Here is a 24902-nt window from a genome sequence, read left to right on the forward strand (position 1 = left end):
ATTATGGGGAATATACTTAATAGAATTTTTAAAGGTAAAGTTCTTGGAAACATAATTATATCTGTAGGAATTATAACTTTACTATACTTAATTTGTTCAATTTACTTTATCAATCATTTTTTTATTAATACTAAGGTCAATGGGGTAGACTTATCTTTAAAAAACTACAATGAAGCTATGATTATTTTAGAGAATTCAATTAATGAATACAGTTTAAAAATAGTAGGACGTGATGGTAGAAGTGAAATTATTAATGGTGATGAAATAAAATTAGCTTTAATAAAAAAAGATATTAGAAACGAAATAAAGAAACAGCAAAATCCAATCATATGGGGAGAATCCTTAATAAATAGAAAAGAATACTATATAGATGGATTAGTTGAGTATAGTACAAATGATTTAAATGACATAATAGATAACTTACAAATTTTGATAAAAAATATAGAAAATCCAATTAATGCTGGATTTACTTACTCTAATGGAATATATGAAATTGAGCCTGAAGTTTATGGAAATAAAATAAATAAAGATAAACTTAAAAAAGTCATATATGATAGTATATTAAGAGGGCGTAGTATAGTAAATCTGGAGGAGAGTGAATGTTATGAGAATCCTATCTTCACTACTATTTCAGATAAGACAATGGAAACAGAGGAATTGTTGAATAAGTATATATTAACAAAGATAACATATTTATTTGGAGAAAATAAAGAAATCTTAGATGCAGATATTATAAATGAATTTCTTTCTATAAATGAAAATTTAGACGTAGTTATAAATGAGAAAACTTTAAGTGAATATATATCAAAACTTAGTAGTAAATATGATACTGTAGGTATAACTAGAAGCTTTAAAACATCTACAGGAAAAACTATAGAAGTAAAAGGCGGATACTATGGATGGAAGATTAATTCTGTAGCAGAAAAAAAATTGATTCTTGAGTATATTAAATTAGGTGCAAACATAGAAAGGGAACCGATATATACTCAAAAAGCTTTATATAGAGATGAGAATGATATAGGTAATACTTATGTAGAAATAAATATTTCTAAGCAATATATGTGGTTTTATAAGGATGGCAAATTAGTAACAGAAGGAAGTATAGTAACAGGAGATCCAAGAAAAGGACACTCAACTGCCCTGGGAACTTATATGATTAATTATAAACAAAAGAATGCAGTTTTAAAAGGTCAAGGGTATGAGGCAAAGGTTACTTATTGGATGCCTTTCAATGGGAATATAGGTATTCATGATGCAACTTGGAGATATTCTTTTGGAAGTAATATATACCTAAATAATGGAACTCATGGATGTGTAAATGCACCTTTAAGTTTAGCTAAGAAAATATATGAAAGTATAGATGCAGGAACACCAGTTATATGTTATGAAGAATAAACATGATAAAATGGAGGATTAATTTAATCCTTCATTTTTTATATTTCTAATATACATAATAAAAATAATGACGAAATAAAACGAAGAAAAGTTTAACAATATATGGCAAAAAGGTTGTATAATTATTTTAAATTAAATTAATAAAATTTTTAATAATACTAAATTTTTTATTAAAACCAATTAGAAAGGGGGCTAAATAATGAAAAAAAGCAAAAAAAGTTTTGTATCCATTATCATTTCGATTTTAATGTTCTTATCGTTGTTTATGGGTACAAGCCAATCTGTAGTTCGTGCTGAGGAGAATATTAATGAGGAAATTCTAAAAGAAGCATTACTACAGAAAATAAACAGAAGAATAGATCAAAGTGATTCCTTCGCTAATGTAGAAAAACTTGAAAGGGATAATGAAAACTCTTCGATAAGTGATGAGGGTAACCCAGAGGAAAAGATAAGAGTAATAGTTGAGCTTCAAGAGGAACCAGCAACTCTTAAGATAGAAGAAGGTGTACAACCTGAAGATGAATTGATTAATGAAGTTAAAGAAGCTCAAAAGCCAATTCAAGAGGAAGTAGAAAGCGAGACAGGAGAGGAAATTAGACATACCTATGGAAATTTAATAAATGGATTTTCAATAGAAGTAAAACGTAAAGACGTAGATAAAATAGAAGAAATTGATGGTGTAAAAAAAGTAAGTCAAGCAAGAGTTTATTATCCAGATATGTCACAGGCAAAAGAGTTTTTACAAGCTACAAGTGTATGGAAAGATTATGGATATAAGGGTGAAGGTCTTGTAGTATCAATAATAGACACAGGTATAGATTATACACATAAGGATATGAAAATAACCGATTTATCCAAGGTTAAGATAAAAGAAAAAGATGTGAATCAAGATGTAGGTAAATATTTTACTGATAAGGTACCATATGGTTATAATTTTGCTGATAAAGATGATAAAGTTATAGATTCATCAGGGAGTATGCATGGAATGCATGTTGCTGGGATAGTGGCAGCTAATGCTAGTGATGAAGAGGTAGCAAGTAATATAGGGATTCAAGGAGTTGCGCCAGAAGCACAATTATTAGCTATGAAAGTATTTAGTAATAATAGTGAAATTCCATGGGCTTATTCTGATGATATTATTGCTGCAATTGAGAAATCTGTAGAGTTAAATGCAGATGTAATAAATATGTCATTAGGTGCAACAGCAGGATATAGAGATGATGCTGATCCAGAGCAAGTTGCTATAAAAAATGCAACTGATGATGGAGTCATTTGTGTAGTGTCAGCTGGTAACTCAACCACATCTACATCACCGTATATGATAGATGGAGTAAGTGATGTTGGCGTTGTAGGATCACCAGGAATATCAAGAGATGCATTGCAAGTTGCAAGTTCAGAAAATTCAGTAATAACATTACCAGCATTTACTGCAATAGTAGATAATAAAGAGACTATAGTTGGATATACTCAAGCAGATGTGGAACCTTTAGAAGTATTTGGGCCAACGGAAGACTTAACAGTTTTAGATGCTGGTAATGGGAAAGTTGAAGATTTTGAAGGAAGAGACTTTGAAGGGAAGCTTGCATTAATAAAAAGAGGAGAAATTACCTTTGTAGAAAAGCAAATAAATGCTCAAGCTGCTGGAGCAAAAGGAGTTATTATTTTTAATAATGTGCCAACAGAATACATTAATATGGCGACTGATCCATCTATAAATATACCAGCTGTATTTATCAATGGAAATGATGGTGAATTATTAAAAGCCAATATAGAAAAGACAGTTATTAATTTTAATAATAAGGTTACAATTAAGGAAAATATTGCAGAAGCTGAGATGTCAGATTTCACTTCATGGGGTCCAACTCCTAACTTAGAGTTTGCACCACAGATTACTGGTCCAGGAGGGAATATTTATTCAACTTTAAATAATAATAGATATGGAAGCATGAGTGGAACTTCTATGGCAGCTCCAAATGTATCTGGTGCAACAGCTCTAATTATTCAAGGATTAAAGGATAATGGAATAGAACTTCAAGGTAGAGAATTAGTTGAATTTGTTAAGAAATCTATAATTAATACTGCTGAGCCGCTAGAAGAAACTAATGCTTTGGGAGAAAATGTTCTCTATTCACCTAGAAGGCAGGGGGCTGGTATGTTACAGGCTAAAAAAGCTATTGAAAATAGAGTTCTTGCAACGGGTGAAGATAATGAAGCAACTATATCATTAAAAGAAATAGATGAGAAAACAGAATTTGAAATACTATTAAAGAATTATTCAGATAAAGAAGAGTCATATATAGTCAAATCTTTAGAGGATATATTAACTGCTTTTGAACCTAGTATGATTGGTCAAGAAATCTTAGGAGGCTATGTAGACTTTGATACAATTTTAGATGGGGCAAGCTTAGAAATTAGTGCAAATAAGGTTGTAGTGCCAGCAAATGGAGAAGTAAAAGTTAAATTTACTTTAAATATCCCTAAAGATTCAGTTTCAAATAACTTTGTAGAAGGCTTTATAAGATTTGAAGCTATAAATGAAGGAGTACCATCATTAATTGTACCGTACATGGGGTATTATGGAGATTGGTCAGAAGAAACTATAATAGATGGTGCAGCATGGGATGAAGATGAAATATATATATCACCAAGTTTTATGGTATCTGAAGTTTTAGGAGAGTATAGTTATCTGGGCTTTGCTGGAAGAGATTCTCAAGGCAATGTTATTCTAGATTCAGAAAAAATTGCTATTTCTCCAAATGATGATAAATTATTTGATTCTATAATTCCTGCATTATATTTATTAAGAAATGCTAAAGATTTAAAAATAGATTTATTAGATGGAAATAAAAAGATTATTCAAGAAAATGTTAATGGTGATATTGATCTAAGGAAGAAAATTTTATCAGCTGAAGGTGGGGGCCAAGCTTCTATTTATTCAAACTTATCTTGGGATGGGAAATTATATAATAAATCAACTGGAGAGTATGAAGTAGCTAGTGAAGGTCAATATTATTTAAACTATAAGGCAAGAGTAGATGGAACAGAAACTTATCAAGATTTTATAATTCCTATAAAAATTGATACAACGCCTATAAAGACTACTTTAGACTCTAGCAATGAAAGCAAGGAAACAAGTTACGAATTAAAGATAGGATTTAATGGTGAATTAAAAGATAATAATGTAACTGGTGCCATTTTATATGTGAATGGGCAAGAGGTAAGTGATTATACTTTAATTGAAGACAACTTGATAGCAAATTTAAATCTAGCAAAGGATTCAATTAACAAAATTGAAATAGCAACAATTGATATTGCAGGCAATATGGGGATAGATAGATACGAAGTAGGTGTAGGAAATTATAAAGCAGAAGTTAAATTAATAGATTTCCCATATGAAGAGCTTCTTAATGATAATCAACTATTAGTTAAGGGTGAATACTTTGGAGATGTGGAAGAAATATTAATTAATGGTGAAGCACCTGACTTAATGGAAAATGGTGAATTTTCTAAATTAGTAACGTTAAATGAAGGATACAATACTATTAAGATATTTGCTAAATCTTCACAGGGTGATGTCATAGTTGATAAGGCTTATAAAATATTCTGTGATACTATAGCACCAGAAATAAATATTTTTGAACCAAATGTTTTAGAAGAAGGAATAGTTATAACTTCTAAAGATGTAATAAAGCTTAGGGGATCAGTAAGTGATAATACAGAAGGGTACAAGCTATTTATTAATGGCGAAAATAAATTAAATATATCTTTAGATGGAGCAAAAGGTTCTGTAGACACTTATAGAGAATTTGAATATGATATTCCAGTTAAAGATGGAGACATTATTACAGTTAGAGCTGAAGATTTAGTTGGAAATGAAATAATTAAGAAATTTAAAGTTGTAGTTGATAAGAGTGTGCCAGAAATAACTATAAATGGTGTAGAAAATAATAAGTATTATAATACAAGTGTTTCTCCGGCTGTGGCTATTAATCCAGAAACAGCTAAGATAACAGCTACTTTAAACGGTGATCCATATAACTTCGAAGAAATTTCAGAGGATGGAAGTTATTTACTAGAAATTACTGCCTTAGGTTTAAATGGAGTAGAATCTAAGAAGACATTAAGCTTTACAATTGATAAAGCAGAGCCAGAAATTTTAGTAGAAGGTATTGAAAATGGTAAGTACTATAATACTAATATTTTACCGAAAATAACTTCTAATGAAGAGGCTAGCATTTATCTTGAATTAAATGGGGAAGCTTACAATGGAGAAACTATAGTAGATGAAGGAAGTTATATATTAAAAGTTAAAGCTATTGATAAAGCAGGAAATGAATCTGCTTTAGAATATACTTTTGTAATAGATAAGACTGCTCCGAAGGTTAATATTGATGGAGTGGTAAGTGGTATGAAATATAATAAAGAAGTTGAGCCTGTAATAACTAGCGAAGAAGAAGTTGATTTGACAGTAACATTAAATGATAGCCCATATAATGGTGAAATCATTATTGAAAATGGAAGTTACACTATTAAGGTAGTTGCAAAAGATTTAGCTGGTAATATTACTGAAATTACAAAATCATTTACGATTAAATTACCAGAACAAAGTCATAATAACCCTACTCCAAGCCCTACTCCAAATCCTGGCACTGGAAATCCAGGAGGAAATAATGGAGGGGAAGTTAATGACGATAATAGTGCAAATGGAAATAACAATAATTATGAAGATAATAATTCATTAAAAGAGGCTAAAGAAAGTTTACCAGAGACAGGAAATGAAGGTTTCTATTATGTAGTATTATCAGGAATAGTTATAATTGCAGTAGGAATGCGACTATATAGAAGAAAAACTAGTATAAAATAGTCGAATAAAATGAAAAGGTATCGAATACTTATATAGTATTCGATACTTTTTTATGCGGTAAATATTTTTAGCAATAATAAAAAGTGCATATATTTGTTACAATAATATAGGTTATCATATACTATTAAGGTAAAATATGTAATAATAATAAAAGGGGGGATGTTTATGAAAAATAGAATAGTAGGTATATTAATAAAATCTATAATTTGGGGATTGATATGGTTAGGATTAGCAGCAATAGTAGGATTTATAATAACTAAAATTTTACCTGATAAAAGTTTTGAAAATATATTGTTTATTGAAGGTTTAGTTTTAGTTTTTGGAGGGATTTTTGCATCTATATCTGGAGATCCTATGGGATTATCAATGCAGGGCTTAGGACAAAATAATGCACAATATATAACTAATGCAAACTTGGAAATAGCAAAAATGCAAAAGGAAAAATCTGGGGTAAAAATTGATATTGGATTTTCATTAAGTACTTTTGCTTTATTAATAGGTGGAATTTTATCTGTTATAGTAACCTTTATAATGTAAATAAAATGAATTATATAAAATCATTTGAAAAGTCAATCATATATATAGATTGGCTTTTTTATATTTCAAGATGAAAAAATATTAAATAATAGATATTATTGTTTATACTTGCCATGGTACTAAAGCTTATAGTATTATTTATTTAATTAAATGAAAAAATATAATATACACAGCTAAACAATGGAGGAAATAATGTTAAATATAGGATGTCATTTATCAACAACAAAGGGCTTTGAAAACATGGGAAAGGAAGCTTTAGAAATTGGAGCAAATACTTTTCAATTCTTTACTAGAAACCCTAGGGGTGGAAAAGCAAAAGATATAGATATGAAGGATATGGAAGGGTTATTAAAAATAGCAAAAGATAATAATTTTGCAACTATTTTAGCTCATGCTCCTTATACTTTAAATGCATGTTCAGCAGATGAAAGAACTAGAGAATTTGCAAGAGAAATGATGGAAGATGATTTAAATAGAATGGAACTTATGCCACATAACTTATATAATTTCCACCCAGGAAGTCATGTAAAGCAAGGGGTAGAAATAGGAATTAACTATATAGTAGAACTGTTAAATAATGTATTAAAAGAAGAGCAAACTACAACTGTTTTACTAGAAACAATGGCAGGAAAGGGATCTGAAGTTGGTAGAACCTTTGAAGAAATAGCAGAAATAATATCTAGAGTAGAATTAAAAGATAAAATGGGAGTATGTTTAGATACATGCCATGTTTACGATGCTGGATATGATATAGTAAATAACTTAGATGGAGTATTAGAAGAGTTTGATAGAGTAATTGGATTGGATAGATTAAAGGCAATTCACTTAAATGATAGTAAAAATCCATTTAAAAGCCATAAGGATAGACATGAAAAAATTGGAGAAGGATTCTTAGGATTAGATGCTATAACTAATATAATAAATCATCCCAAACTTAAACACTTACCATTTTTCCTTGAAACACCTAATGAGTTAGATGGATACGCTAAAGAAATTGAATTATTAAGAAGTAGATATCAAGATTAACTTGATATTATTTACTTTCTTGTGTATCATATTTGATAGTTAGAAAGGTGTGTTTTTAATGAAAGAATTAATAAAGGCTATTAAAGAGATAACGAGTGAAGAAATAATAAAGATTGTAATTAGCAATAAACTAAATAAAAGTGTAGAACATAATAAAATTAATGTAGTTTTAAAAATAAATAATAAGGGTAAAAAGTATTATCAAATAGAAAAGTTTACGGATAAACAAGTATTTCATGAAAATATTGAGTTTAACAATTTAGAAAAAGAATTAATTAAATTAGTAGCCAATAATTATAAACAATTAGCTGCTTGGTCTAATGATCAGACTTTTGATTTAAAGATATCTAAAAAAGGAAAGGTATTCTTAGGTAGAAAGAAGTCTGATAATAAAAATATAGCTAATAAAAGTCATAATAAAGAAAAGAACTACATCCTAAAAGAAGGAATGATAATTGAGCCTTTAATTGATTTAGGGGTTTTTACTAAAGAAGGTAAGGTTATTAATTCTAAATATGATAAGTACAAACAAATAAATAGATTTATTGAAATAATAGACGATGAAATAAAGAAAAATGATTATAAAGAACTAACAATATTAGATTTTGGTTGTGGTAAGTCTTACTTAACCTTTGTACTATATTATTATTTTGTAGAAATTAAAAATATTAAAGTAAAGATGATAGGTTTAGACCTTAAAGAAGATGTAATAAAAAAATGTAATGAAATAGCTAAGAGATATAAATATGATAATTTACATTTTGAACTTGGAGATATAAATGGGTATAAGTATGAAAATAATGTAGATATGGTAATAACATTACACGCATGTGATACTGCGACAGATTATGCTTTGTATAATGCAGTAAAGTGGAATGCTAAGATGATTTTTTCAGTTCCATGTTGCCAGCATGAATTTAACGCTCAAATGGAGCCAGAATCCTTATCTATTATTTCAAAATATGGTATAATTCAAGAAAGAGTATCTGCACTTATGACAGATGCAGTTAGAGGAAATCTATTAGAAGCAGTAGGATATAAAACTCAGCTTTTAGAATTTATAGATATAGCTCATTCACCTAAAAACATATTAATTAGAGCATCAAAAGGTAAAATTTCTTTAGAAAAGAGAGAAAAAGCTTTAAATGAAGTAGATGCTTTGATTAGAGAGTTTAAATTTAATCCTACATTATTAAATCTATTAAAAAATGATAAATTAATATGACCCACAATGCTGTGCTTAATTTAAGTACAGCATTTTTATTTATAATTAGGAATTAAAACTAAGATAATAATATATAAGAAGATAAATAACGAGGGAGGAGAATTATGAATAAAAATGAATTGAAAATAAAAATACAAAAAAAATTAAATAGTGAATATATAGGACAAGGAGAATATTTTAGAGACTTATCAGATTATTTTATTGAAAAAATAGATAAAAATGAAAAAGGAATATTGCTTGTTGCAGGGCAAAGGAATACATTTAAAAAGGTTAGCATTAGAACGGTTTTTGAAGAATTAAATGAAGAAAATTTAATTAATAATAAAAAATTAGAAGAGATTGATTTATCATCATATAACTTTAATTTGGGATATAATGCTTTTTTAACAGATTTATATGAAATATTAAATAGTAAGTCATCTGATGGTGTGATATTTAAGAATACTGAACAAGCATCTAAAGAAATAATAAATTTATTATCAAAAATTTATCCTAATTCATGCATAAAATTAAAAAATAGATATAAAGTTAAGAATAAATTTTTTGTAGATGCTGAAGAGGAAGAGAAGAATACTATAAATGAAATAGTATGTCATAATAAATTCTTTGTTTTTATCTACAATTATGAAGGGAAAATTGAGTTGACGGATTTTGTTGAGTCTTCTTTAAATAATGTTGATAAAGTTTTATATACGAGAGAGCTTACTGAAAAAGAAAAAAATAATATTATAAGAAGAAAGCTAAACAATGAAATAGATAAAATAAAGGATGAATATGGAATTCAATTACTTTTAGGTTATAAAGAAGATGTTAGTGAAAAAGAAAAGTATGGCGTAGGTGAGTATCTGCAAGAATCTTTTAGAAAAAAGGGAAGCTTTGCAATTACAGAATATATAAAATATAAATTTAGTAATCCAGTTAGGAGTCTAATAGAGAAAGAAAAATTAAGTGAAGGTGAGAAACTTTTAATATATGTAGAAAATAATGGATTAAGATGTAAAGTTAGGAGTACCATCTATAATATGAATAAATACTCAATTCCTACTTTAGAAGAAGTAAAATATAAGCTTGAATCAATAATAGGTTTAAAAGAATTAAAAGAATTTTTATTAAATATAGAAAATAATAATAAGGTTCAAAAAATTAGAGAAAGGCTAGGATTAAGGACTTCTTATATTTCTTTAAATATGATTTTTGCAGGTAATGCAGGTACAGGAAAAACAAATGCAGCAAGAATAACTTATGAATATTTATATGCTCTTGGATTATTATCCAAAGGGATATTAGTAGAAGTAAGTAAGGCTGATTTTATTACAGAAAATATTAATGAAACATCTAAAAGAACTAATGATATTATAAATTCAGCTTTAGGTGGAGTATTATTTATAGATGAAGCATATTCATTATTTCAAGGTGAAAATGATAAAATTGGTAAGGAAATAGTAGACTCATTGATAAAGGGTATCGAAGATAATAGAAATAATTTAACAGTTATTTTAGCTGGTTATGAAAAAGATATGGAAGAATTCTTAAGTATAAATCAAGGGCTTAAGTCTAGATTCCCTAATATAATACATTTTGAAGATTATACACCAGATGAAATGTATCAAATAGCAATTCAAATTGCGAAATCCAAAGGATATAGAATTTCAAAGAATGTAAAAAATGATCTAATTGACTTATTTATAAGAAATCAACTTACAGGGAAAAATGATTTAGGAAATGCAAGATTTGTAAGAAATATAATTGAAAATGCAATTATATATTCTTCAAGGAAATATTTAAATAATAATAAAAGAGAGATAGATCTTTTAGAAAGAGAAGATTTTAATTTCAAAGCTAATGCAAAATTTGATTTAGAAGAAAAATTGAAAAACATAATAGGCTTAGAAGAAGTAAAAGATTTATTAAGAAGTCAATATAAATTATTAATAGCTCAAGAAAAGAGAAAATCTGTTGGGGTAAATACAGAAATAGAACAGAATTTAAATATGGTTTTTGTAGGAAATCCTGGAACTGGAAAAACTAGTATTGCTAGATTAGTTGCTGAAATGTTAAATAGTATGGGTTTATTAAAAATTGGCCAATTAGTTGAATGTGATAGATCAAGTTTTGTGTCAAATATTCCAGGCGAAACGGCTAAAAAAACAGAAGAAAAATTTAAAGAAGCTCTTGGAGGTATTTTATTTATAGACGAGGCTTATACCCTTGCTAATGATAATTTAGGGAAAGAAGCAATAGAAACACTTCTAAAATTAGTTGAAGACTACTCTAGAGAAGTAATAGTTATATTAGCTGGCTATGAAGAGGAAATGGAAGATTTCTTTGATGTTAATATTGGATTAAGATCAAGATTTCCACTATGGACTAATTTTGAAGACTATAATCCAAATGAACTTTTAGAAATGGCAATTAGACTAATGGAATCAAAGGGATTTAAGTTATCTAAAAATGGGTATTCTGCTCTTAAGAAAAGTTTTATAGATATTTATGAAAATTCAGATTCACAATCTGGAAATGGTAGAATGGTAAGAAATTATGTTGAAAACCTAATAAGAGTACAAAGTATAAGGATAGCAGAAGAGGATACTAGTGTATATGAAATAAACTTAATAACTGCAAAGGATATTGAAAAATTAAATACATCTCAACATGATAATGAATTTGATTTGGAAAAGAGATTAGACAACTTAGTAGGAAATGAAGAAGCAAAAGAATTTTTACGAAGCCAGTATAAACTTATTAGAGTAAAAGAAAAGAGAAAAAAACTTGGACTATCTACGGATATAAATAGATATATGAACATAATTTTTACAGGAGAAATTGGAACTGGTAAAAAAACTGTTTTAAATATATTCTCAGAGACACTATATTGTATGGGAATAGTAAAAACTAAAAATATAGTTGAAATAAATAAGGATGAAGCAATAGATTGTATAAATAATAATACATCCTTTGAAGAAGTGTTAAATAAACAAATAGGAAAAGTTATTTATATAGATGGAGCAGAGTTTTTATTAGAACCATACTCTAATAAAATAATCAAAGATTTAATAAAATTTATGGATAAGAATAGCAATAACTCAGTGTTAACATTATCAGGAAAAGAAGATGATATTAGAAGATTAATGTACTTAAATCCAGAATTAAATTATAGATTTTCATCAATGTTAAATTTTAAAGATTATAGTAAAATTGAATTAATAAATATGACTTTAGGTATTCTTCAAGATAAGGGATATATTTTAGAGGATAGCACAGATAATGAATTAACAAAGACAATAGGTGAACTTTATGATAATGAAAATTTGACATTAAAAAATGCACTTATGGTAAAGCAGTATTTAGATATTTTGATTAGAGAACAAAGTATAAGAATCTGTGACACAAGAATAAACAATAAAGAAATGAACGTAATAGTTACAAAAGACTTAATTAAAAGTAAAGAAAAATTTATTCAAAAAAATATTTATAAGTAGACTATAAATTTCATAATTCCGAGTGTAGGAGGAATTATTTCCTTTAGTATTTGAATTGAATAAATAACATAGTCTGGCGACTTGGAGCAAAGCGACGGAGCAAGGACTATGTTATTTATTTAATTATCTTAGTTCTTTAATATTTGTTACTTTAATGTTTACATATTCATTATTTTCATAAATTACATGACTACCTGAATAAGGTTTTCCATCAACTAAGATTATTACTTTTTCAATTCCGTAATTATATGCATAGGTTAAAGCTAAAGTTTTTAAGGCAGAAATCTCGGTGCCAGAGCCAAAGTTTTTTAATAAATTATAATAAGAATTAGAGAGATCTACAGTTAAAGTATCTCCATTTAATTTTGCTGACTTAACTGATAAGTTATCACCAAACTTTAAAAAACTTTCATTAGGTAAATTCTTCATTTCGCTTGTTAAGGATGTTACTAAAGCACTATCGGTTACTTCTATAATTTTATTAGTAAAGTAGAATGTATCATCAGTAATATCATAATAATATATTCTACAATTCATATTTTTAATGTTTGATGATGATGTGTTAGTATCATCTGTATAACTATCCTCTTCGTATGGTATAGCACTACTATACTCAACATCAAAATATCCCTTAGGCAAATCACCTCTTAAAGATGTATATAAAGTATCTTCAAAATATATTGCTATTTTATTTGTATTTAAATTATAACCATAGGTTGAAAGTAAAGATGCTAAAAGACCACTTTCTGTTGAAGAGCCTAACAACATTTTATCAACATAAGAGGATGAAAATACTACTTTTAGAATACCTTCTTTTTCGTCTAATTTTGCTGAAGTTACTTCTACTTCCTTAGTTAAATTTAAGAAGTTTTTATTTGGAGAATAATCTTGAAGTTCTTTAGTTAAAGCTCTTATTATAGCTTTATCTGTAATTTCTATTTCTTTATCTACATAATACATTTCATATTTTTCTGTATCGAAATAAAATAATCTAACTGTCTTTTTTGTTTTAGATGGATTTTCAATTTGAGGCTTGTCATTCCCATTATTACTTTCATCATTTTTATCTTCAATATTTGGATTATTTGAATTATTAGGAGGTGTATTTTCTTTATTTTTACTACAGCCAATTAATATTATTGAAAAAAATAGAGAGAATAATAAAAGAAAGAGTTTCTTTTTCATAAAATCACTTCCTTATTGCGTTATTAGTATATTTTATTTAGTTATTTAAATATTATTGACAAAAATGATATAAAATAATGATAAAATATATTACAAACAAATAATTATAAAAGGAGAGAGTATGAAGAAATTTTTAAAGTTTTGTGGAATAATAATAATTTTAATTATTTTAGTAATTGGAATTTTAGTCTTCACATTTAAAGATAAAATAAGTCTTACAGTTAGTATCTTTAATAAGTATTCAGAATTTGTAGAAGAGAATGATTTACTAGCAGGAAATGATTTTTCCATTAGTCAAGAAAGTAATAAAGACTATGAAGAAGTCGAATATAAAAATACAAATGGAGTACCTTTAACATTGGATATTTTTCATGCAAAGAAAGAGCTGAAAAATGGTTCGCCTGTTATTATTTATGTTCATGGAGGAAGTTGGGTATATGGGGATAAAGAAATTCCAAATGCTATATCACCATTACTAGATGCTTTTAGAGATGAGGGATATGTAATAATTAGCACAAGTTATGAGCTTATGCGTGGTGAAGAAATTTTTAATAAGCAAATAAGTGATGTTAAGGATACTATTAGATGGGTTCATAAAAATAAAGATGAATATAATTTTAATGAAAATAAAATAGGAATAATAGGTGCGTCTTCTGGAGCACACTTAGCACTAATGGCTGCATATAGCGATAATGATGATTTTATTGATGATGAGATTTTAAAGGAATATCCATCTAAAGTGAAATACTTAATTGATTTTTTCGGACCAACTGATTTAAATACATTAGATATGAATAATGTTAATTGGGATTTAGAACAAATTATTAATTCTGTTGGAGAAAATAAAGAAGAAACATTAAATAAATATAGTCCTATAAATTATGTAGATAAGAACGAACCAAATACATTAATAATTCATAGTAAAAAAGATGTTATGGTGCCCTATGAAAATGCTGAAATATTATATGAGGAGCTTTTAAACAACAAAAATAAAGTTAATATCATTCCTTTAGAAGGAGCAACACATGATTTTTCAGAATTTGATATGGAAGAAATCATATCTGTAGGAACTAAGATGCTTGAGTTTATTGTACGAAATATGTAGGAAAAGAATATTATATATTTGTTTAGCTAATTATATCTAATATAATAAAGAATTTCTTTATATACAAAGGAGGATAACTATGAAAGTTGTAGTAGTTGGATGTACCCATGCTGGTACATCAGCAGTAGTAAATTTAAAGATATTATACCCTGATGCAGAAATAGTTGTATATGAAAAAAATGATAATATATCATTTCTATCCTGTGGTATAGCATTAAGTGTTGGAAAGATAGTCACTGAGCCAGAAAAGTTATTTTACAACTCTCCAGAAAAATTAGAAGAGAGCGGAGTAACAACGAGAATGAAGCATGAGGTATTAGATATAGATTTTGATAATAAAAAAATAAAAGTTAAAGATTTAACTAGTAATGAAGAAATTGAAGATAGTTATGATAAGCTACTTTTAACATTGGGTTCTTGGCCAATTATTCCAAAACTAGAAGGTATAGAATTAGATAATATTTTATTATGTAAGAATTATCATCATGCAAAGATTATAGATGAAAAGAAAGGTTCAGCTAAAAATGTGATAATAATCGGTGCTGGTTATATTGGGGTAGAATTAGCAGAAGCTTTTGAAAGACTCGGGAAAAAAGTTACATTAATAGATGCTGAAGATAGGATAATGTCTAAATATTTAGATAAGGAATTTTCAGATGTGGCAGAAAAAGAATTTACAAGTAGAGGGATAAAACTTGTTTTAGGAGAAAAGGTAGTAAAGTTTAACGGAAGTAATGGAAAGGTAGAAAAAGTTATTACAGATAAGGGTGAATATGAAGGTGACTTAGTGGTATTATGTATAGGTTTTAGACCTAATACAAAATTAATTGAAGGTAAGTTAGATACTTTAAAAAATGGAGCAATAATTATAGATGATTATATGAGAACAAGTAAAGAAGATGTATTCGCAGCTGGGGATTGTTGTATGGTTAAATATAATCCAGCTAAGGATAATAGATATATTCCACTTGCAACAAATGCTGTCAGAATGGGAATGTTAATTGCGAGAAATATAGAAAAACCTTCACTGAAGTATATGGGGACACAAGGAACTTCTGGCATAAAGATTTATGATGTATGTATTTCATCTACAGGTCTTACTGTAGAAAGTGCAAAAGCAACAACTAATTTAGATGTAGATAGTATTATTATTCATGAAAATAATAGACCGGAGTTTATGCCTACTTTTGATGATGTAATGGTAAAATTAGTTTTTGAAAAAGAAAGTAAGAGGATAGTTGGAGGGCAAATTGCATCTAAAGTAGATGTGACAGAGTTTATGAATACTTTATCAGTAGTTATTCAAAATGATATGACTATAGAGGAATTAGCGATGACAGATTTCTTCTTCCAACCTCATTTCAATAAGCCATGGGGAATACTAAATCAAGTTGCTTTAAAGAAAATAGATTAAATCTAAAAATAATGTTATCAATTTGATAAAAGTTATAAAAAACGTTGTAAAACTTAGCTAAATAGCATATTTAACCAAAGTGATAAAGAGTTATCATAATGATAACTCTTTATTTTTTTATTTAAAAAACTTGCATTTATTAATATAAATTAGAGAAAAACTTATATCAAATGTTATAAAAAGTTGGCATATAACTTGCTTTTAAAATACATATGATGAATGGATATTAAGGTTTATATAAAAATATAAGGGGGAGAAAAATGGATTTTAAGAAAATAAGAATAGAAGCAGAAGGATATGAGAATCAAATGACTAAATTTTTAAGAGATTTAGTTGCTATTCCTGGTGAAAGCTGTGAAGAAAAAGGTGTTGTTGAGCGTATTGCTGAAGAAATGAAAGCAGTAGGATTTAATAAAGTTGAAATAGATCCACAAGGTAATGTTTTAGGATATATGGGAACTGGTGAAACTTTAATAGGATTTGATGCTCATATTGATACTGTTGGTATCGGAAACAGAGATAACTGGACATTTGATCCATATGAAGGATATGAAACAGATACTGAAATAGGTGGACGTGGAACTTCAGACCAATTAGGAGGAATAGTTTCAAGTGTTTATGGTGCAAAAATAATGAAAGATTTAGGTCTTTTAAATGAAAAATATACAGTTTTAGTTGTTGGAACAGTTCAAGAAGAGGACTGCGATGGTCTTTGCTGGGAATATATAATTAAAGAAGATGGAATAAGACCAGAGTTTGTTGTTTCTACAGAGCCTACAGATGGTGGTATTTACAGAGGACAAAGAGGAAGAATGGAAATTCGTGTTGATGTTCAAGGGGTTTCTTGCCATGGTTCAGCTCCAGAAAGAGGAGATAATGCAATTTATAAAATGGCTGAAATATTAATGAACATTAGAGATTTAAATGAAAATGATGCAGCTGAAGGTAAAGAGATAAAAGGATTAGTAAAGATGTTAGAAGAAAAATATAATCCAAAATGGAAGGAAGCTAATTTCTTAGGAAAAGGAACTATTACGACTTCTGAAATATTCTTTACTTCACCAAGCCGTTGTGCTGTTGCTGATTCTTGTTCAATATCATTGGATCGTCGTATGACAGCAGGTGAAACTTGGGAAAGCTGTTTAGAAGAAATTCGTGAGCTTCCAGCAGTAAAGAAATATAATGCAAAAGTAAGTATGTATAACTATGATAGAGCAAGCTATACAGGATTAATATATCCAATTGAGTGTTATTTCCCAACATGGGTAATTCCAGAAGATCATATGGTTACAAAATCAATGGAAGAAGCTTATAAAGGCCTTTATGGAGATACTAGAAGTGGTGCAGCTAATGCTGATGAAATGAGAAAAGCTCGTCCTCTTACTGATAAATGGACATTTTCTACTAATGGAGTTTCAATTATGGGACGTAATGGAATACCAGTAATAGGATTTGGACCTGGAGCAGAAGCTGAGGCACATGCTCCAAATGAAATGACTTGGAAGGAAGATTTGGTTAAGTGTGCTGCTGTATATGCTGCATTACCAACAATATATTGTACTAATAAAGAAAAATAATTATAGATATAAAAAATGAAGGGTAGGAATTTAAAAATGGCTTTAATGGATCAGTATATAGGTGAACTAAATAAATTAGATTTTTCAAAAATGTATAATGATGATTTTATGGAAACTTGGAAAAAGAGTGATGATGAATTAAAGGCTGTATTTACCGTAGCCGAAGCTTTAAGAGACTTAAGAAAAAATAATATATCAACAAAGATATTTGATAGTGGACTTGGAATTTCCTTATTTAGAGATAATTCTACTCGTACAAGATTTAGTTTTGCATCAGCTTGTAATCTTTTAGGATTAGAAGTTCAAGATTTAGATGAAGGAAAATCTCAAGTAGCTCATGGAGAAACAGTTAGAGAAACTGCTAACATGGTATCTTTTATGGCAGATGTTATCGGCATTAGAGATGACATGTATATAGGCAAGGGAAATACTTACATGAGAGAAGTATCTAAAGCTGTAAGAGAAGGATTTGAAGAAGGAACATTAGAGCAAATACCTACATTAGTTGATTTACAATGTGATATTGACCATCCAACTCAATCTATGGCAGATGCATTACATTTAATTAATGAATTTGGAGGAATTGAGAACTTAAAGGGTAAGAAAGTTGCTATGACTTGGGCTTATTCTCCATCTTATGGTAAACCATTATCAGTTCCACAAGGAATTATTGGATTATTAACAAGATTTGGCATGGATGTTGTCTTAGCTCACCCAGAAGGATATGAAGTAATGCCAGAAGTTGAAGAAGTAGCTAAAGAAAATGCAATTAAGTCTGGTGGTTCATTTACTAAGACAAACTCTATGGAAGAAGCATTTAAGGATGCAGATATAGTATATCCAAAGAGCTGGGCTCCATTTGTTGCAATGGAAAAGAGAACTGATTTATATGGAAATGGAGACTTTGATGGAATCAAAGAATTAGAAAAAGAATTACTTGCTCAAAATGCACAGCATAAAGATTGGCAATGTACTGAGGAATTAATGATGACTACTAAAGATGGAAAGGCATTATACTTACATTGCTTGCCAGCAGATATTACTGGTGTTAGTTGTGAAACAGGAGAAGTTGAAGCTTCAGTATTTGATAGATATAGAAAGCCATTATATAAAGAAGCTAGTTATAAACCATATGTAATAGCAGCTATGATCTTCTTAAGTAAGGTTAGTAATCCACAAGAAGTATTAGCTAGATTAGAAGAAGCTAAAAAAGAAAGACATATTAAATAGACTTTACATTTAAACGAGGCTTTTATCCAAGAAGAAAATAAAAGGGTAAAAGCCTTAAAAATTAAAATATCATATATTCTGAAAGTTTGAGGGAGAGAATTATGAAAAAGAGAATTGTAATAGCTTTAGGGGGAAATGCATTAGGTAATAATTTGGCAGAACAAATGAGTGCAGTTAAATCAACAGCAAAGGCTATTGTAGATTTAATTGAAGAAGGACATGATGTTGTAATATCTCATGGAAATGGCCCACAAGTTGGAATGATAAATCTTGCAATGGATGCATTAGTAAAAGTGGACACAAAATATTCATCAATACCAATGTCAGTATGTGTAGCCATGAGCCAAGGGTATGTAGGGTACGATTTACAAAATTCTATTAGAGAAGAATTATTAAATAGAAATATTAATAAATCTGTTGCAACTATAATCACTCAAGTGGAAGTAGATAAAAATGATAAAGCTTTTGAAAATCCAACAAAGCCAATAGGAAGTTTTATGACAAAAGAAGAAGCAAATATATTAATTTCAAAGGGGATTAATGTAGTTGAAGATGCTGGAAGAGGATATAGAAGAGTAGTTGCATCTCCAAAACCAAAGAGCATAATTGAAATTGAAATTATTAAAAATTTAGTAGAGTCAGGAAATGTTGTTATTGCTTGTGGAGGTGGTGGAATTCCAGTATTGAAAGAAGGAAACCATTTAAGGGGAGCAAGTGCAGTTATTGATAAGGACTTTGCAAGTGCTACATTAGCAAAAGAATTAGATGCAGATTTTTTAATAATTTTAACCGCAGTAGAAAAGGCAGCTATTAATTATGGAAAAGAAAATGAAAAATGGTTAGATAATGTTTCTGTAGAAGAAATGAAGAAATATGTTGAAGAGGGACATTTTGCACCGGGATCTATGAGACCTAAAGTTGAAGCAGGTATAGATTTTGCTGAATATAAAGAAGGAAGTTCATCACTTATTACTTTATTAGAAAAAGCAAAGGATGGAATTTTAGGTAACACTGGTACGAGAATAACAAAATAGATTTAGGGGTGAAAAATATTATGTCTGAAAAAATACAATGGAAGGAAAACACCATGCCTAAAAATGAAGTTACTTTAGACTTTTTAAGTATGAATGAAATAAATAAAGCTAGGAACTTTCATAAAAGTTTTCCTGAATATAGTGTTACACCATTAGTTAATTTAGAAAACTTAAGTAAAAGATTAGGTCTTGGTGATATATTTTTAAAGGATGAATCATATAGATTTGGATTAAATGCATTTAAGGTGCTTGGGGGATCTTATGCCATGGCTAAGTATTTAGCTAAAAGATTAGATATGGATATTAAAGATTTGCCATATTATAGGTTGGTTTCCAATGAAATTAGAGAAAAACTTGGTGATATTACTTTTGTAACAGCAACTGATGGAAATCACGGCAGAGGGGTTGCTTGGACTGCCAATAGACTAAAACAAAAATCAGTAGTATACATGCCAAAAGGATCTTCTTTAACTAGGCTTGAAAATATTAGAAAAGAAGGTGCTGATGCATCAATAACTGAAATGAACTATGATGATGCTGTAAGACTTGCAGCTAAATATGCAGATGAGCATAACGGAGTAGTAATTCAAGATACTGCATGGGAAGGCTATGAAGAAATTCCAGCATGGATAATGCAAGGATATGGAACTATGGGATTAGAAGCTTTAGAACAATTAAGAAATGATTATAAAGTAGAAAGACCTACACATATATTCTTACAAGCAGGAGTAGGCTCACTTGCGGGAGGTATTCAAGGATTCTTTGCATCAGTTTTTGGAGATGAATGCCCAACAACTGTAATAGTGGAAGCAAAGGAAGCAGCTTGTTATTATGAATCTGCTATAGCTAATGATGGTAATCCAAGAGCAGTTGGTGGTGATATGCCTACAATAATGGCTGGTCTTGCATGTGGCGAAGTTAATATAACAGGGTTTGAAGTTTTAAAAAATTATTCAAAGGTATTTGTTTCAGCACCAAATTATGTAGCTGCTAATGGTATGAGAATTCTTGGTAATCCATTAAATGGAGATGAGAAGGTAATATCAGGAGAATCAGGAGCTGTTACTCTAGGATTAGTTTATGAATTAATGACAAATCCTGAATATAAGGAATTAAAAGAAGCTATTGGACTAGATGAGAATTCTAAAGTACTTTTATTTAGCACAGAAGGAGATACAGACCCAGATAAGTATAGGGAAATAGTTTGGGAAGGAACTTACAATAGATAAGTTACTCTTATGCAATATTTATAAAAAGGAGCAATTCTAATAATAAAGGAATAGCTCTTTTTTTTATTCTTTAGTAATTTATATACAGATTTCAAAATTGGATATAATCATAAATAGAATAATTTTACTGAGTTCAAATTTAATTTATAAAACTAAAATATTACAAGAACTATAGTAGAAAAATATAATGCAGGAGTGATAGTATGTTATCGCTAAAAAATATAACAAAATCATATGTAACAGGCGAATTTAAACAGATTGCTTTAGGTGGTGTAAGCTTAAACTTTAGGCAAAATGAATTTGTTGCCATACTTGGACCAAGTGGGTCAGGCAAGACTACTTGTCTAAATATTATTGGAGGATTAGATAAATATGATAGCGGAGATTTGATTATTAACGGAAAATCTACAAGAGAATTTAAGGATTCAGACTGGGATGCATATCGCAATAATAGTATAGGATTTATTTTTCAGAGTTATAATTTAATTAATCATTTAAGTATTTTATATAATGTAGAGATTGGAATGACGTTAAGTGGAGTTTCTGCACCTGAAAAACATAAGAAGGCTTTAGAAGTATTAGAGAGGGTTGGGCTTAAAGATCATGTTTTTAAAAGACCAAATCAGCTTTCAGGGGGACAGATGCAGAGGGTTGCTATTGCAAGAGCACTTGCTAATGACCCTGATATAATATTGGCTGATGAACCAACAGGCGCATTAGATTCTAAAACTAGTATTCAAATAATGAATCTTATAAAAGATATAGCTAAGGACAAATTAGTTATAATGGTAACTCATAATTCAGATATTGCTAAGGAGTATGCAGATAGAATAGTTGAATTCAGAGATGGGTATGTTATTTCAGATACTAACCCTTTAGAAGCTGAAAAAAGTAGTGTTTCATATAGTCTTAAAAAGACAAGTATGAGTTTCTTTACAGCTTTAAAATTATCTGGAATGAATATAAAAACTAAAAAATGGAGGACTTTCTTAACTGCTTTTGCATCAAGTATAGGTATTATAGGAATAGCATTAATTTTATCACTTTCAAATGGATTTGATAAACAAATAGATATTTTTGAATCAGATACATTATCAGGGTTTCCTATAATTATATCCCAAAAGGCAGCTGAAGTTGACATAAATTCTATGATGGAACATAGTAGAGAAATGAGAAAAGAGATTATGGGGGAGGATAAAGAAGATACAAGTAAGTATCCTGAAACAAATTTTATATATCCTTACAATAGTAAAGAAAATACAATTATTCATACGAATAAACTTTCGGATGAGTATGTAAAATATATTGAGAGTATTAATGAAAATTTACTTTCAGGAATTTCATTAACTCGCTTAGTAAATATGAATTTATTAAAAAAAGTTGATAATATAGCAACTCCAATTAATGCATCAGATTTGAAGCTATCTTCTTATCCAATAAAGATAGATAGTAATTCTGAAGGGTATTTAGAAACATCTTATGATTTGCTTGCAGGATCATTTCCGAAAACTATGAATGATTTAATTTTAGTGGTAGATGAATACAATAAATTAGATACTGCAATTTTAGAAGCACTAGGAATTGATAGTAATGTAGAAGAAATTAATTTTAATGATATAATAGGATATGAAATAAAGGCGATTTTAAATAATGACTATTATAAAAAAATAGGGAATTACTTTACTTTAACAGGGAATCCAAATAATATGATTGAAATATACAATAATGAAAGAGCAATACCTTTAAACATAACAGGAATTTTAAGAATTAAAAAGGATGTTACAATTCCAGTTTTATCACAAGGATTATCTTACTCAGATGAATTAAGTAAGTACTTTATAGAAGATGCTAAAAAATCGGAAGTTGTAAAGGCTCAGGAAGAAGTTTCATATAATATATTTACTGGAGAAAGCTTTAAGCAAGACAGCAACGTGAGAAATTCTAGGAATACTAATACTAAAGATAATCTTCTTGCATCTATAGGGGCAACTTCAATTCCTTATATGATAACCTTATACCCAAAAGATTTTGCTACTAAAAAAGCTATAACAGATTACTTAGATGTTTGGAATGAAGGAAAAGATAAAGAGGATGTAATAGTATATAATGATATGGCCAGTACATTTGTAAGTTTATCAGGAGGAATAATGGATGCTATAACAATGGTACTAATAGCATTTGCTGGAATATCATTAATAGTTTCCTTAATTATGGTTGGAATAATAACATATATATCTGTTCTGGAAAGAACAAAGGAAATAGGAGTTTTAAGAGCATTAGGTGCAAGAAAGAAGGACATTGCAAGAGTTTTTAATGCAGAAACATTTATTGTTGGAAGTTGTTCAGGTATTTTAGGAATAGTTATTGCTTATCTATTAACATTTCCAATAAACAACATACTTTATGATATTACTGATTTAAAAAACGTAGCAATTTTAAATCCAGTTCATGCAATTGTTTTAGTAATTATAAGTGTATTATTAACTATGCTTGGAGGTACTATACCAGCTAAGATAGCTTCTAAGAAGGATCCAGTTGAAGCTTTAAGAACGGAGTAACATTATTAAGTAAGTAGATATATTAACTTAGTAGGGTTGAATATTTCAAAGTAGTTATTTCTTTGAATTTATAATATAATTATTTTAATAAGTAAATAAAGAATTAAGAGGGATATAAATGAAATCTTTATTGGTAAAAGATAGAAATGAGTTAACCAAAGCAGAAAATAAAATTTGTGATTATATAGAAGAATATATGAATAGTAGTATATATATGACAGTAACTGAAATAGCTAATAATTGCGGTGTTGGTGAAGCAACAGTCACAAGATTTTGTAGAAAGCTTGGATTTAGAAGTTTTTTAGAATTTAAGATGACAATGGCACAAGAGTTCAAGAATAATGGATATAATAATGCTGATATTAGTGATGAAGCAGCTAGAAATGAAGTGTTATCAGAGGATGATTCTCTAGGTGAATTTGTTAAAAAATTTTATGATATGAATATAAGTTCTTTAGAAAACACTTTAAAGAAAATAGATTATACAATAATTGAAGAAATATCAGATATATTGGTAAAAGCAAAAAGAATAGCTTTTGCAGGTGTGGGACACTCTGGATTAATTGCAGAAGATGCATATTATAAGTTTATGAAAGTAGGTTTAGCTTGTAACTTCTATAGAGATAGTCATACTCTTCTAATGATGGCATCTTTAATGAAAGAAGATGATGTATTATTCATTATTTCAAATAGTGGTAATACAGAAGAGGTGAATATGGCAGCGGAAATTGCTAGAGAAAATAATGTACGGGTAATTTCTATAACAGAAAATTTGTTGTCAAAATTAGCAAGGGTTAGCGACTACGTATTAAACTATACATATCAAGAAATAAAGCTTGATATGGAATCCTTAGGAATAAGGATATCCCAGAGTTTCTTAGTAGATTTAATATGTACTAATGTTATAAGAAAAAACAAAGAAATAGCAATAGAATCTAAGATTAAAACAGAAAATGCAATTAAAAGAATAAGTAAATAATTAGAAAATAAGCAATGAGGCTTTATTAAGTCGCATTGCTTTATTTTTTAAGTAAAAACAATTTT

15 protein-coding genes are annotated in these 24902 nt (G+C 28.6%); 14 read left to right on the plus strand and 1 reads right to left on the minus strand.

Annotated features, from left to right (window positions below; genetic code table 11):
- Window positions 1-3: 3 nt before the first annotated feature.
- The 6 genes from QK892_RS09500 (at window position 4) to QK892_RS09525 (ending at window position 12526) form a co-directional block, all read left to right on the plus strand.
- Entirely contained in the window at window positions 4-1395 is a 1392-nt protein-coding gene (locus QK892_RS09500; protein ID WP_317273312.1) for a L,D-transpeptidase family protein, read from the plus strand.
- A 199-nt stretch (window positions 1396-1594) separates the two neighbouring features.
- Window positions 1595-6259 carry a S8 family serine peptidase gene (locus tag QK892_RS09505; RefSeq protein WP_317273313.1) on the plus strand — a complete coding sequence of 1555 codons (4665 nt, stop codon included), beginning with the start codon at window positions 1595-1597 and terminating at the stop codon, window positions 6257-6259.
- 165 nt (window positions 6260-6424) lie between these two features.
- Window positions 6425-6796 (plus strand): hypothetical protein, encoded by a 372-nt coding sequence (locus QK892_RS09510; protein WP_317273314.1) that lies wholly within the window; start codon window positions 6425-6427, stop codon window positions 6794-6796.
- A 192-nt stretch (window positions 6797-6988) separates the two neighbouring features.
- Complete coding sequence (locus QK892_RS09515; protein ID WP_317273315.1) at window positions 6989-7822, plus strand: deoxyribonuclease IV; 834 nt, start codon at window positions 6989-6991, stop codon at window positions 7820-7822.
- A gap of 58 nt (window positions 7823-7880) precedes the next feature.
- Window positions 7881-9047 carry a class I SAM-dependent methyltransferase gene (locus QK892_RS09520; RefSeq protein ID WP_317273316.1) on the plus strand — a complete coding sequence of 389 codons (1167 nt, stop codon included), beginning with the start codon at window positions 7881-7883 and terminating at the stop codon, window positions 9045-9047.
- A 104-nt stretch (window positions 9048-9151) separates the two neighbouring features.
- A complete protein-coding gene (locus QK892_RS09525) occupies window positions 9152-12526 on the plus strand; it encodes an AAA family ATPase (protein ID WP_317273317.1) in 3375 nt (1124 codons plus the stop codon).
- A gap of 123 nt (window positions 12527-12649) precedes the next feature.
- On the opposite strand, the gene QK892_RS09530 is transcribed toward QK892_RS09525, so the two are convergent.
- The gene (locus tag QK892_RS09530) at window positions 12650-13711 is read right to left on the minus strand and encodes a GerMN domain-containing protein (RefSeq protein WP_317273318.1); all 1062 of its coding nucleotides are present in this window, start codon (window positions 13709-13711) and stop codon (window positions 12650-12652) included.
- 121 nt (window positions 13712-13832) lie between these two features.
- Between QK892_RS09530 and QK892_RS09535 the strand changes: the two genes are divergently transcribed.
- From QK892_RS09535 to QK892_RS09570, 8 genes are all read left to right on the plus strand, one after another.
- On the plus strand, window positions 13833-14816 hold the full coding sequence (locus tag QK892_RS09535; protein ID WP_317273319.1) for an alpha/beta hydrolase: 984 nt from the start codon (window positions 13833-13835) through the stop codon (window positions 14814-14816).
- Window positions 14817-14895: 79 nt separating this feature from the next.
- Window positions 14896-16230 (plus strand): FAD-dependent oxidoreductase, encoded by a 1335-nt coding sequence (locus QK892_RS09540; RefSeq protein WP_317273320.1) that lies wholly within the window; start codon window positions 14896-14898, stop codon window positions 16228-16230.
- Between the two features lie 260 nt (window positions 16231-16490).
- Window positions 16491-17807 carry a YgeY family selenium metabolism-linked hydrolase gene (locus QK892_RS09545; protein WP_317273321.1) on the plus strand — a complete coding sequence of 439 codons (1317 nt, stop codon included), beginning with the start codon at window positions 16491-16493 and terminating at the stop codon, window positions 17805-17807.
- Window positions 17808-17843: 36 nt separating this feature from the next.
- On the plus strand, window positions 17844-19037 hold the full coding sequence (gene ygeW, locus QK892_RS09550) for a knotted carbamoyltransferase YgeW (RefSeq protein WP_317273322.1): 1194 nt from the start codon (window positions 17844-17846) through the stop codon (window positions 19035-19037).
- 101 nt (window positions 19038-19138) lie between these two features.
- Window positions 19139-20071: a carbamate kinase gene (gene arcC / locus QK892_RS09555; RefSeq protein ID WP_317273323.1), complete on the plus strand. Its 933-nt coding sequence runs from the start codon at window positions 19139-19141 to the stop codon at window positions 20069-20071.
- Window positions 20072-20091: 20 nt separating this feature from the next.
- The gene (gene dpaL / locus QK892_RS09560) at window positions 20092-21300 is read left to right on the plus strand and encodes a diaminopropionate ammonia-lyase (protein ID WP_317273324.1); all 1209 of its coding nucleotides are present in this window, start codon (window positions 20092-20094) and stop codon (window positions 21298-21300) included.
- 203 nt (window positions 21301-21503) lie between these two features.
- Window positions 21504-23858 carry an ABC transporter ATP-binding protein/permease gene (locus tag QK892_RS09565; RefSeq protein WP_317273325.1) on the plus strand — a complete coding sequence of 785 codons (2355 nt, stop codon included), beginning with the start codon at window positions 21504-21506 and terminating at the stop codon, window positions 23856-23858.
- 118 nt (window positions 23859-23976) lie between these two features.
- Entirely contained in the window at window positions 23977-24837 is an 861-nt protein-coding gene (locus QK892_RS09570; protein WP_317273326.1) for a MurR/RpiR family transcriptional regulator, read from the plus strand.
- Window positions 24838-24902 lie beyond the last annotated feature (65 nt).

The sequence above is a fragment of the Clostridium lamae genome (assembly GCF_033043255.1).
GTDB classification, from domain to species: Bacteria; Bacillota; Clostridia; order Clostridiales; family Clostridiaceae; genus Clostridium; species Clostridium lamae.